Annotated in this window: 9 protein-coding genes; 3 read left to right on the top strand and 6 right to left on the bottom strand. The window is 60.7% G+C overall.

The window, feature by feature from the left end; translation table 11 throughout:
• The first annotated feature begins 27 nt into the window (after positions 1-27).
• On the top strand, positions 28-2,232 hold the full coding sequence (locus J2X71_RS15225) for an RNA degradosome polyphosphate kinase (protein ID WP_310382888.1): 2,205 nt from the start codon (positions 28-30) through the stop codon (positions 2,230-2,232).
• 10 nt (positions 2,233-2,242) lie between these two features.
• The gene (ppx, locus tag J2X71_RS15230; RefSeq protein ID WP_310382889.1) at positions 2,243-3,763 is read left to right on the top strand and encodes an exopolyphosphatase; all 1,521 of its coding nucleotides are present in this window, start codon (positions 2,243-2,245) and stop codon (positions 3,761-3,763) included.
• A gap of 91 nt (positions 3,764-3,854) precedes the next feature.
• Here the strand turns inward: ppx and J2X71_RS15235 are convergent, their stop codons facing one another.
• The 5 genes from J2X71_RS15235 to J2X71_RS15255 form a co-directional block, all read right to left on the bottom strand.
• Positions 3,855-5,210, bottom strand: coding sequence for an esterase-like activity of phytase family protein (locus J2X71_RS15235; RefSeq protein ID WP_310382890.1), 1,356 nt, complete (start codon positions 5,208-5,210; stop codon positions 3,855-3,857).
• Between the two features lie 109 nt (positions 5,211-5,319).
• A complete protein-coding gene (locus tag J2X71_RS15240; protein ID WP_310382891.1) occupies positions 5,320-6,381 on the bottom strand; it encodes an adenylate/guanylate cyclase domain-containing protein in 1,062 nt (353 codons plus the stop codon).
• A gap of 72 nt (positions 6,382-6,453) precedes the next feature.
• Positions 6,454-7,605, bottom strand: coding sequence for a ribonuclease D (gene rnd, locus J2X71_RS15245; RefSeq protein ID WP_310382892.1), 1,152 nt, complete (start codon positions 7,603-7,605; stop codon positions 6,454-6,456).
• Between the two features lie 96 nt (positions 7,606-7,701).
• The gene (locus J2X71_RS15250) at positions 7,702-7,827 is read right to left on the bottom strand and encodes a hypothetical protein (RefSeq protein WP_310382893.1); all 126 of its coding nucleotides are present in this window, start codon (positions 7,825-7,827) and stop codon (positions 7,702-7,704) included.
• Positions 7,828-7,880: 53 nt separating this feature from the next.
• Positions 7,881-9,272 (bottom strand): multicopper oxidase family protein, encoded by a 1,392-nt coding sequence (locus J2X71_RS15255; protein ID WP_310382894.1) that lies wholly within the window; start codon positions 9,270-9,272, stop codon positions 7,881-7,883.
• Between the two features lie 251 nt (positions 9,273-9,523).
• Here J2X71_RS15255 and aspS point away from each other — a divergent pair, with 251 nt between their 5' ends.
• Positions 9,524-11,314, top strand: a complete 1,791-nt coding sequence (gene aspS, locus J2X71_RS15260; RefSeq protein ID WP_113324290.1) for an aspartate--tRNA ligase — start codon at positions 9,524-9,526, stop codon at positions 11,312-11,314.
• 69 nt (positions 11,315-11,383) lie between these two features.
• On the opposite strand, the gene J2X71_RS15265 is transcribed toward aspS, so the two are convergent.
• Positions 11,384-12,574, bottom strand: a complete 1,191-nt coding sequence (locus J2X71_RS15265; RefSeq protein WP_113324289.1) for a hypothetical protein — start codon at positions 12,572-12,574, stop codon at positions 11,384-11,386.
• Between the last annotated feature and the right edge of the window lie 140 nt (positions 12,575-12,714).

A 12,714-nucleotide genomic window follows, 5' to 3' on the forward strand; every position in this document is an offset into this window, starting at 1 on the left:
AAGCGATTGAAGCAGGGTGAGTGGACCATGGACAGCGCATACCAGGAACATCAGGAACCCACTCCGGACAACAGCGCGGACCAACCGCCGCTGGAGCAGCTTCTCTCCAGCCCTGAGCGCTTCATCAACCGCGAATTCTCCTGGCTGCAGTTCAACCGCCGCGTCCTCGAGGAGACGCTGAACACCGAGCATCCGCTCTTGGAGCGCGTGCGCTTCCTGTCGATCTCGGCCGCTAACCTCGACGAATTCTTCATGGTGCGTGTCGCCGGCCTCGAAGGCCAGGTGCGCCAGAGCATCGTCGTCAAGAGCCCTGATGGCCGCACTCCCGCCGAACAGCTCGATTCGATCCTGAGTGAGATCGATCATCTGCAGATGGAGCAGCAGGCCTCGCTCGCCGTCTTGCAGCAGTATCTCGCCAAGGAAGACATCCTGATCGTACGTCCGGGTGCGCTCAGCGATGCCGATCGCCAGTGGCTGGCAAACGAGTTCGAGCAGTCGATCTTCCCGGTCCTGACGCCGCTATCCATCGATCCGGCCCATCCGTTCCCGTTCATTCCGAACCTCGGCTTCTCGATCGGCCTGCAACTCGTAAGCCGCAGCGGTCGCGAGCCGATGACAGCGCTGCTGCGCTTGCCCCCGGCGCTCGACCGCTTTGTCCGCCTGCCAGACGATCGCAACACGATCCGCTACATTACGCTGGAAGACGTTGCTAACATCTTCATCCACCGTCTCTATCCGGGTTACGAGGTGCAGGGCTCAGGTACGTTCCGCGTCATCAGAGACAGCGATATCGAAGTCGAGGAAGAGGCCGAGGATCTCGTGCGGTTCTTCGAAACCGCGCTCAAGCGCCGCCGCCGCGGCAAGGTCATCCGCATCGAGACCGATTCCGAAATGCCGGCCTCGCTGCGCCAGTTCGTGGTTCAGGCACTCAGCATTCCGGATAACCGCGTTGCCGTTCTGCCCGGCCTGCTGGCGCTCAACACGCTCTCCGAAATCACCAAGGCACCGCGCGACGACCTGCGTTTTCCGCCCTATAATGCGCGATTTCCAGAACGTGTCCGTGAACACGCCGGTGATTGCTTCGCCGCCATCAGAGAAAAGGACATGGTGGTCCACCATCCCTACGAGTCCTTCGATGTGGTGGTCCAGTTCCTTCTCCAGGCTGCGCACGATCCTGATGTTCTGGCGATAAAGCAGACACTCTACCGCACCTCCAACGACAGCCCGATCGTGCGCGCCCTGGTCGACGCAGCCGAAGCCGGCAAGTCGGTGACGGCGCTGGTCGAGCTCAAGGCCCGCTTCGACGAAGAGGCCAATATTCGCTGGGCGCGCGACCTTGAGCGCGCCGGCGTGCAGGTCGTCTTCGGCTTCATCGAGCTCAAGACCCACGCCAAGATGTCGCTCGTCGTCCGTCGTGAGGAAGGCAAGCTGCGCACCTACTGCCATCTCGGCACCGGCAACTATCATCCGATCACCGCGAAGATCTACACGGATCTGTCCTTCTTCACCTGCAACCCTGTGATCGCCCACGACATGGCGAACATCTTCAACTTCATCACCGGTTACGGTGAGCCGGAAGAAGGGATGCAGCTTGCCGTTTCGCCTTACACGCTGCGCCCGCGCATCCTTCGCCACATCAACGAAGAGATCGAACATGCCCGCGCCGGCCGGCCGGCGGCGATCTGGATGAAGATGAACTCGCTGGTCGACCCCGATATTATCGACGCGCTCTATACGGCGAGCCGTGCCGGTGTCGAGATCGATCTCGTCGTGCGCGGCATCTGCTGCCTGCGTCCCCAGGTGCCGGGCCTCTCCGACAAGATCCGCGTCAAATCGATCGTCGGCCGCTTCCTCGAGCACAGCCGCATCTTCTGCTTCGGCAATGGTCATGGCCTGCCGTCCGACAAGGCTCTCGTCTATATCGGCTCAGCGGACATGATGCCGAGAAACCTCGATCGCCGCGTCGAAACCCTCGTTCCGCTGACGAATCCGACCGTCCACGAGCAGGTTTTGTCACAGATTATGCTCGGCAACGTGATTGACAATCAACAAAGCTACGAGATATTGCCCGACGGTACGTCACGGCGCATGGAAGTGCGCAAGGGCGAAGAACCGTTTAATGCGCAGCAATATTTCATGACCAATCCCAGCCTGTCCGGCCGCGGTGAAGCTCTGAAATCGAGTGCGCCGAAGCTGATCGCCGGTCTGCTTGAAGGCCGAAACAACAAGTAAACTGGACCTAATGGTTGAATCTGAAGCCCAGGGGCGACTTCCGGGTATCGCCCCGGTCTCCGTTGTCGATATCGGATCGAATTCTATCCGTCTGGTCGTCTACGAAGGCCTGTCTCGGTCACCGACCATCCTCTTCAACGAAAAGGTCCTCTGCGGCCTCGGCAAGGGCATAGCCCTGACTGGTAAGATGGATGAAGAAAGCGTCGCACGCGCGCTTCAGGCCCTTCATCGTTTCAAGGCTCTCTCCGATCAGGCGCGTGCCGCCACCATGTATGTGCTGGCGACGGCCGCCGCGCGTGAGGCAAGCAACGGTCCCGATTTCATCCATCAGGCTGAGACGATCCTGCAGCGCCATGTCCGCATACTCTCAGGTGAGGAAGAGGCGCGCTTCGCATCGCTCGGTATCATCAGCGGCTTTTACAATCCTGATGGCATTGCCGGCGATCTTGGCGGCGGTTCTCTGGAGCTAATCGATATCAGGGGCAAGGATGTCAGCGGCGGTATTACCCTGCCACTAGGCGGTCTGCGCCTGTCCGAATATGCCGGCGGGTCGCTCGCTAAAGCGCGCGCTTTTGCCCGCAAGCAGGTCAAGACCGCCAAGCTTCTTTCCAGAGGGGAGGGGCGCACCTTCTATGCCGTCGGCGGCACCTGGCGAAACATTGCCAAGCTGCACATGGAGATCACCCGTTATCCACTGCATATGATGCAGGGCTATGAAGTCTCTCTTGAAGGTATGACGCAGTTCCTGGATCAGGTCGTCACGGCCAAGGATTCCAAGGAACCGGCTCTGCAGGCGGTTTCCAAGCACCGCCGTTCGCTGCTGCCCTTCGGCGCCATCGCCATGAAGGAAGTGCTGAACGCCATGAAGCCTTCAGTGATTTCCTTCTCTGCGCAGGGTGTGCGCGAAGGCTATCTCTTTTCGCTGTTGTCCGAATCCGAACGCCGTGCCGATCCGTTGCTTGCCGCGGCCGGTGAGCTTGCCATCCTGCGTGCCCGTTCGCCGGAACATGCCCGCGAACTGGCCGATTGGACCGGCCGCATGATGCCGTTCTTCGGCATTCAGGAAACCGATGAGGAAAGCCGTTATCGTCAGGCAGCCTGCCTGCTGGCCGATATCAGCTGGCGCGCCCATCCCGACTATCGCGGTGCCCAGGCGCTGAACGTTATTGCCCACTCCTCCTTCGTCGGCATCAGCCATCCCGGCCGCGCCTTCATCGCGCTGACCAACTACTACCGCTTCGAAGGCCTGCACGACGACGGCTCTACCGCGCCACTCTCTTTGATCGCCGGTCCGCAATTCGTCGATCGCGCCAAGCTGCTGGGTGGCATACTGCGCGTCGTCTACCTGTTCTCGGCCTCCATGCCGGGCATCGTGCGCGACCTGACCTTCCGCAAAGCTTCGTCACCTGATCTCGATCTCGAATTCGTGGTGCCGCACGAATACCACGACTTCGCCGGCGAGCGGCTGGATGGCCGCCTGCAGCAGTTGTCGAAGCTGACCAACAAGCGGCTGGCATTCCGGTTCGAATAGACCTTCTCCGGCGGAGGTAGCCCGACACAGGTCGGGAAACAAAAAAGGCGGCGCTCTCGCACCGCCCCCTCAATCTCACACCAAACCCGAATTACTTCGCGTTCAGGAACTCGCCGACCTCGAGAATGCTGAATTCGTTGTTGTCAGCCTTGTCGACGGCACGGCCGGCCGAGAACGGCAGGTTGTTGTCGTTGCCGATGATGATGTGCGTGGCGTCGACGCGGTCGACGTTTTCGATCGTCACGAACGGCATGTTGTAGACACCGGGGATATCGCCGGCCTTCTTCTTGTTGTCCGGATCCTGGATGTTCAGGAGGTCGATATAGCCGATCTTGCGAACGGCCTTGCCGGCGTTGGCATCGTTGAACTCGATCTTGTAGACGCGCTTCAGCTCGGCCGGAGCTTCGAAGCAATCGGGCTTCGGCTGCTTGGGATCGGCGCAAGCCTTGTCCTTCGTGCCGGCGCCGTTGTCGCGCTCGATGACGAGGGCGGTGGACTCGTCGAGCATGTTGAAGTCGCCGATCGAAGCACCCTTGTCTTCGAACGGATAGAGCCAGCTGCGGCCGGTCCACTTCTTGGAAGCGACATCGAATTCGATGACGCGGATGGCGGTGTGGCCGTCAACCGTTTCCATCTGGCCGTCGTTGTAGATGGCGCCTTCGAGCAGGCCGTAGAGCTTGGAGCCGTCCTTCGACATGGCGAGGCCCTCGAAGCCACCGGAGCGCTTGAGGTTGAAGGCCGGCATCTTGGCAGCCGGGTTGGCCGGCAGCTGGATCAGCGGATTGTCGGGAGACAGGACCGGCTTGCCATCGAGCGTCGTCGGGATGACGTCGGTTAGGCGGCCTTCGGTGTCGATTTTCAGGAGGTAGGGGCCGAATTCGTCGCCGAGCCAGAAGCCGTCAGCAACCGGCTGTATGGATTCGATGTCGAAGTCGGCGCCAGTCAGATAACGGGTGTCGGAGGCTTCCGTGACGATCGGGAACGGAGCGATCTTGTTCGGGTCGGACAGGAAGACGTTCTTGACGACGTCAACCTTGTTGGCATTCCAGTCGAACTTCAGCTGATGCAGGAACAGCATGGAGTCGGAGGAGGTGAACTTCGAGCCGAAGCCGTTGTCCGAGAGCGTCCAGAAGGTGCCGTCTGGCATGGTCTTGATGCCGGAGAAGCCCTGGATCGGCTGGCCGTCGAGCGGCAGCTTGACGTCGGTGACGCGGGCGCCGTCCTTGCCGTCAACCGTGCCGAGCTTTTCGGTGCGCTTGCGGTCCGGGGTGGTGAATTTGCCGGAGGTCTTGAGAAAAGCCGGCGCATCGGCCGGAGCCGGGCTCAGTGTGTTGGCAGGCAGGATGGCCTGGCCGGTGAGCTTTGCCGGGAAAAGCTGCTGGTCGGCGGAGGCGGAGCCTGCGACGAGCATGAAAAGTGATACGGAAGCGAAAAGAACGTTCTTCATGATGTCCCCATAGAAAGGAGTGCAAAAGCGCCATCCGCTTAGCAGGGCATTCATGTCGGCACATTGACGATTGGGTGAAGCTTTGGTGACGGGTGGATAAAGCCCCGTCTCAACCGCGCCTGAGGGTCGCTGGTTGATTGAGGACGGTCACCGCGCGCGAGGAAAGTGCGATGACATCGAGCCCCTGGCCACGGCCGCGCACGGCGTGATTGCCGAGGTTTTCGCCGATAATTTCCTCAGGCAGCGTCATACGCTGGGCAAGCTCGGCGGATATCAGCACCGGCCGGTTCAGTGTCCGGCAGAGCGACTCCAGCCGCGAGGTGGTGTTCACCGTATCGCCGAAGAAGCTGATCTTGTGATGATCGACGCCGACTTCGGCCGTAATGACGCTGCCGCCATGAAGGGCGGCCCTCAGTTTCGGCACCTGGCCATAACTCTTCTTCCAGCTTGCGGCATTGGCTTCGATATCGGCGAGGATATCGAAAAGGCAGCGCACGCAGCGGGCATCCTTGACGCCGCGCGCTAAGGGCCAGGTGATGATCGCCGCATCGCCGACATAGTCGTTGATCAGGCCCTTGTGACGCCGCACCGGCTCGGCGAAGGCGGCAAACAGCGAACTCAGAAGCTGCTGTGCGCGCAGGTCACCATGCTTTTCCGCAAAGGCGGTGGACTCTGCGAGATCGATGAACAGGAAGACGCGTTCTTCCTTTACCGGTCTGCGATAGCGGCTGATCAGCATGCTGATGAAGACTTCGCGGCCCAGCAATTCGCGCACCCTGAGCAGGAAGATCAGCGTGGCGCAGACGGCAAGTGCGTAGAGGAAAACATCGAACGGCATGATCAGCACGTCGATCATCTTCGGCGGCTTCAGCGCACCGAGCACGGCGAGGAGGAAACCGGCTGCCGCAAAGCCGATGCTCATCAGGATTTCGTAGATCACGAGTTCGGAGATGATGAAGAGAAGGGTCGGCAGCCTCTGAATACGCCGGTAGAGGCCGCGTAGAAACACCTTGCGCTCGAAGGCTAGGATAGGCATGCCGATGAAAAGCGCGAAGATCGCTCCGATGACGGGCGTCTGGCCGGTAAAGAAGTACAGATCATAGACCACGCCGCTGAGCGCCAGGACGAGCGCAATCAGGATCCAGTTCTGCGCCGGGGATATCTCTCTCATGCCGACCTTTCGCCGAAGCACTTCATTCGGCTATTGTTTCCGGCGCGGGGCGGTGGTCAAGAGTTTTCAGATTCACTGCTGCAGAGCGACGGTCTCGACCTTGCGGCCTGCAAAGCGCAGGGCAATTTCGCCGCGGATGAGCTGCAGCGCCGGTTCGCCGAAAAGATCGCGCCGCCAGCCATGCATGGCCGCGACCTCGGCCGTTTCGCCCTCAGCTGCAATTCTGTCCAGATCGTCGCTGTTGGCGATTACCTTCGGCGCCACGCCGTGCTTTTCGGAAATCAGCTTGAGCAGCACCTTGAGAAGCTCGACGGCCGCTGCCGCACCTTCCGGCGGCTGTGCCTGTCGCGGCACATGCGGCATTTCGGAACGTGGCAGCGCCAGCGCAGTGTTGACCGCCTCGAGCACCGCAGCACCTGTGGCCGAGCGCTCCCAGCCCTTCGGAATCGTACGCAGGCGGCCGAGAGCCTCGGCGTCCTTCGGCTGCTGCTGGGCGATCTCATAGATCGCGTCGTCCTTCAGCACGCGCGAGCGCGGCACATTACGCGACCGCGCCTCGCGTTCCCGCCAGGCGGCGACATATTTCAGGATCGCCAACTCCTGCGGCTTGCGCAGGCGCAGCTTCAGCCGCTGCCAAGCATCGTCAGGGTGGATATCGTAGGTCTCGCGCGATTCCAGAATGTCCATTTCCTCGCGCAGCCAGGAGGCGCGGCCTTCGCGCTCCAGTTCGGCCTTGAGGTAGAGATAGGCGTCGCGCAGATGGGTAACGTCCGCCAGCGCATATTCGAGCTGCTTGTCGGAAAGCGGCCGCCGGCTCCAGTCCGTGAAGCGCGAAGACTTGTCGATATGGACGTTCTTCGTACGGCTGATGAGCTGGTCGTAGGAAACGCTATCGCCGAAACCGCAGACCATGGCGGCGACCTGCGTATCGAAGATCGGGTGAGGGATCAGGTTGCCGCGATTGAAGATGATTTCGATATCCTGCCGCGCGGCATGAAACACCTTCAACACATCGGGATTGGCCATCAGTTCGAAGAAGGGCGCTAGATCGATGTCTTTTGCCAGCGGATCGACCAGCACTTCCACCGTCGGGCTCGCCATCTGGATCAGGCACAGTTCCGGCCAGAAGGTTGTCTCACGCAGGAATTCAGTATCGATGGTAATGAAATCGGACTTGGCCAGCTCTTTGCAGGCGGCCGCCAGATCGGCGGTGGTTTCGATCATATCAATTCATTCGCAAGGAAGAGGTCAGTTAAACCTTCCTTCCCCTTTCGAAGAGATATGTCAATACGGTGAGCGGGGCCTTCGCCTTCGTCAAGCCTATTCGCCGGGGTGCAGCCGGCGCTTTCTACGAGTGCTGCATTCGTTTGCAAGCACGGCAACCCATCCATCGATGGCGACCATCGCCGGCAGGATAATAAAGTCGAAGATTTTAATGCCGCTCATAGGAGCAGACCTTCACGCTGTATCACCGCACGACGATCGAGAGCCAAGCAATATCAAACCACGCGAAGATAGCTCGTCATGCCCGTCTTCTGGTGCTCGATGATATGGCAATGCAGCATCCAGTCGCCGGGATTGTCGGCGACAAAGGCGAGCTGCACCTTCTCGTCCGGCTGGATGAGATAGGTGTCGGAAACGAGCGGCATCACCTCGCGTGTTGATGACGAGATGACGGTGAAGCTCATGCCGTGCAGATGGATCGGGTGCGCATGCGGCGTGACGTTCTCCAGATTGAAGACGTAGCTCTTGCCGAGTTTCAGTTCAGCGAGCGGTGCGGTCGGATCGGGCGTATCGCCCGGCCACGGCACCTTGTTGATAGCCCAGAAGCTGTAGCCGAGCGTGCCGCAGATGCTGTCGACAGCCGCATTCTCCGCTGTGGCGGAAAGCACGAGCGGGATTGTTTCTGCCGAAGAGAGATCGGCCTTCGGCACCGGGTTTTCTGCGAGCGCGCCGAGATCGCCGATATTGCGCTTCAGTGACTGCCCGGTGGCCCGCAAGCTCGCGATCACCTTCGGCGTCGTGCCGCGAATATCTTCCAGCGCCGCGACTGCGCCCTCACTGTCAGGCATTCGAACCGCGAGGTCGAGCCTCTGTCCCGGTCCGATCTGCACGAGATCCAGCGGGAAGCGTTTAGGCACCGGATTACCGTCGACGGCGATCACAGTCGCATCGGCGCCTTCCATCTTCATCTGGAAGACGCGGGTCACATCGGTGACGGCGATGCGCAGGCGGATCAGCCCGCCGGCCGGCGCATCATATTTCGGTTCCTGATGCCAGTTCGCGGTGCGCACCGTGCCATATGTGCCGGCCTTGGCGGCATCGCGCGGGCGGAAGGGAGCAATGAACTGACCGTCGCCGCCAAGCCGCCAGTCGCGCAGGTTAAGCACGACCTCCGCGTCGAAGACGGGATCGGACGGGTCTTCGATGACAAGCACGCCCGTCATGCCGTGGCCCATCTGGGTCAGCGTGTTGCAATGCGGATGATACCAGAAGGTGCCGGCGTCCGGCGGCGTGAAGAGATAGTCGAAATTGTCGCCCGTATAGACATAGGGCTGCGTCATGAAGGGCACGCCGTCCATCTTGTTGTCGATGCGCAGCCCATGCCAGTGGATCGTCGTCGGTTCATCGAGGCTGTTGGTGAGCCGCGCCGCATAGGGCTTTCCCCGCGGCATGCGCAGCACCGGCGGCAGGCCGTCATCGCCCCATGTCATGATGTCCCGGGTCGGCGCGGCATCGACGATTTGCGCCTCGGTCTTGCGCGCCGTCAGCACGCGCGGCTCTGGTGCGGCCTCCGCCAACCCGAACCGCCCTGCGATCGCCATGCCCGCGCCATAGGCGCCGGCGACGGCGGAAGCCTTGAGCAGGTTGCGGCGTGTGAGGAGGGGCATCGGTAGGTTCCATCTTGAATGATGCCTCCTTTTAAAGTTGACCGTCGTCTTCAGCAATATGCCGCCTTCGGCCAAACTGCCGCAGCGAGCGCGCCCCAACTCCTTCGGAAACGAGGGGGCAAACGGCCCGTAGGCTGCGCCAAGCCTTGACAAATCAGAGCGTCCATGCGCTTTTCCGCCCGATTTTCTTGTCGGCGTTGCAGGTCTTCGGCCATGCCGCCGTCTTAAGCCAAATGCCAGGATTTGAGATCATGCACCGCTACCGCAGCCACACATGCGCCGCTCTTCGCAAGTCGGACGTCGGCTCGACCGTCCGTATTTCCGGCTGGGTCCATCGTGTCCGAGATCACGGCGGCGTGCTGTTCATCGACCTTCGCGACCATTACGGCACGACGCAGATCGTTGCCGATCCGGATTCGCCCGCCTTCAAGCAGGCAGAGACCGTTCGTGGCGAATGGGTCATCCGGATCGACGGTCTCGTCAAGGCGCGTACCGAAGACACCGTCAACAAGAACATGCCGACGGGCGAGATCGAGCTTTACGCGCAGGAGATCGAAATTCTCTCTGCCGCCAAGGAACTGCCGCTGCCGGTCTTCGGCGAGCCGGACTATCCGGAAGACGTTCGCCTCAAGTATCGCTTCCTCGACCTGCGTCGCGAAACGCTGCACAAGAACATTGTCAAGCGCACGCAGGTGATCTCCGCCATGCGCCGTGAAATGGGCAATGTCGGCTTTACCGAATATACGACGCCGATCCTGACGGCCTCTTCGCCGGAAGGCGCGCGTGACTTCCTCGTGCCGAGCCGCATTCATCCCGGCACTTTCTACGCGCTGCCGCAGGCCCCGCAGCAGTACAAGCAGCTGCTGATGGTCGCCGGCTTCGACCGCTACTTCCAGATCGCACCCTGCTTCCGCGACGAAGACCCGCGCGCCGACCGCCTGCCGGGCGAATTCTACCAGCTCGACCTCGAAATGAGCTTTGTGACCCAGGAAGACGTCTGGAACACGATGGGTCCGCTGATATCAGGCATTTTCGAAGAATTTGCCGAAGGCAAGCCGGTCACCAAGGAATGGCCGCGCATCCCCTATGACGAAGCAATCCGCAAGTATGGCTCCGACAAGCCGGACCTGCGCAACCCGATCGTCATGGAAGCCGTGACCGACCATTTCGCCGGCTCCGGCTTCAAGGTCTTCGCCAACATGATCGCCTCCAACCCGAAGGTTCAGGTCTGGGCGATCCCAGCCAAGACCGGCGGCTCGAGAGCCTTCTGCGACCGCATGAACGCCTGGGCACAGTCGACCGGCCAGCCAGGCCTCGGCTACATCTTCTGGCGTAAGGAAGGCGAAAAGCTCGAGGGCGCAGGTCCGCTTGCCAAGAACATTGGCGAGGAGCGCACCGACGCGATCCGCACGCAGCTCGGCCTCGGTGACGGCGACGCCTGCTTCTTCGTTGCCGGCGATCCCGCCAAGTTCTACAAGTTCGCCGGTGAAGCCCGTACCAAGGCGGGTGAGGAACTGAACCTTGTCGATCGCGACCGCTTCGAACTGTGCTGGATCGTCGACTTCCCGTTCTTCGAATGGAACGAAGAAGAAAAGAAGGTCGACTTCGCCCACAACCCGTTCTCGATGCCGCAGGGTGGCCTCGATGCGCTGACCAACCAGGATCCGTTGACGATCAAGGCGTTCCAATACGATGCCGTCTGCAACGGCTTCGAAATCGCCTCGGGCTCGATCCGTAACCAGTCGCCGGAAACCATGGTAGCCGCCTTCGAAAAGGTGGGCTTGAGCCAGCAGGACGTCGAGGATCGTTTCGGCGGCCTCTATCGTGCCTTCCAGTATGGCGCGCCTCCGCACGGTGGCGCTGCCTTCGGTATCGACCGCATCGTCATGCTGCTCGTCGGCGCCAAGAATCTGCGCGAGATTTCGCTCTTCCCGATGAACCAGCAGGCTCAGGACCTCTTGATGGGCGCGCCGACCCCGGCAACACCCACCCAGCTGCGCGAACTGGCGATCCGCCCGATTCCGCCGCAGAAGAAAGACTGAGGCAGACGTCACTCAACAAAAAAGCCCGGCAAGATAATCGCCGGGCTTTTTTGCTAGATCGAAACGAACTTAGTCGTTCGCTGAAACCTTCACGCCGAGCATCTGCGGCACCGTGTTCGGTGCACCCATGGCAGCGCCGACAATCATCGGGAAGGCGACCGGCTTGTCCGGCGTGGCCTTGACGGTCAGGCTCTTCGGATTGTCGAGGAAGGTGCTGACGGCAGCCGAAATCGCATTCTGCAGTTCCGGAATGTTGAGCTGGGCGAGCATGATCGGCGTCATGGCTTTCAGCGAATCCGCCATCTGCTGGCCCGAAACGTTCTGCTTCGAACCGGCGTAATCCAGTGCGCGCTTGGTGATCGATGCATCCTCGAAGCGAATCTGAGCGGAATCGAATGTCAGCTGCTGGGCAAGGCCGAGCATGGCAAGGCCAAGCGCCTGCTGTGCTTCTTCCTTGTTTGGATTGGCTTCCGACTGCTTGATCGCGTCCTGCATCGACTTCATGAAGGCGATCGTGTAGCCGGAGATTTTGAGGCCGAAGTTCAGCTTGCCGACATTGGTGACGTCGAAGGAAATCTCGGAGAGATCGATCGTGCCGGGCTCGATATCCCAGGCGCCCTTCATGGTGATGTCACCCTGGAGGTGCTGAAGCGCCAGCTTCTCGATCGCTTCCTTGCTGTCCGGAGTGTCTCCGGCCTGGCTGAGATCGGCCTTCATGCTCTTGAACGCGCCGTCAAAATCGAAGCCGGATTCATCTTCGCGCAACGTTGCGTTCATGTCGCTTTGGAGCACCGAGAACACCTCAGTACCATCCTTGACGACCTTGATCGCACCGGTATGGGCGCTCTCGGCGAAGAACATGGAGTCAATAGTGTCGCCGGGTTGGGCGGGAACGGAGATGCCGCCGAGCGTCAGCTCCTGGGCGCTCACGGTCACGCCGTCCTTGGACGAGTTGATGTCGGGGAAAGCGGCCCCTTCGATATAGTAGCTGCCATCATCCTGCTCTTCCACGCCGGAGAGGGTGACCTCGCCGATGGAGACCGGTTCGCCGCCAGCCGGCTTGATGCTGAGGTTCTTGAGGGTGACGGTCGTGCCGTCGATATCGATGCCATCCGAGGCGACGATCATCCCGCCCTGCTGGCTGTAGGCGGCATTGATCTTCTTCAGGAGGTCCTGGCCGTCCAGCGCGAACGCAGAACCGGCGAACGAAAGAAGGGCTGCGCTCGACAGCATCAGCTGCGTTGTGCGGTAAAAGGTCATGAGAAAGTCCCCTGGTGGTGTGTGCCGTTGAATATTGCAATGAAACGACTGCGGAACGGTCCGGCTTTATATTTTGCAGACCCCTAAATTTCTGTTGAAGGGCTCGGCAAACAAAGTCCAAATTCGGGCGATACTTTTCC

The organism is Rhizobium sp. 1399 (assembly GCF_031455475.1).
Taxonomy (GTDB): Bacteria; Pseudomonadota; Alphaproteobacteria; order Rhizobiales; family Rhizobiaceae; genus Rhizobium.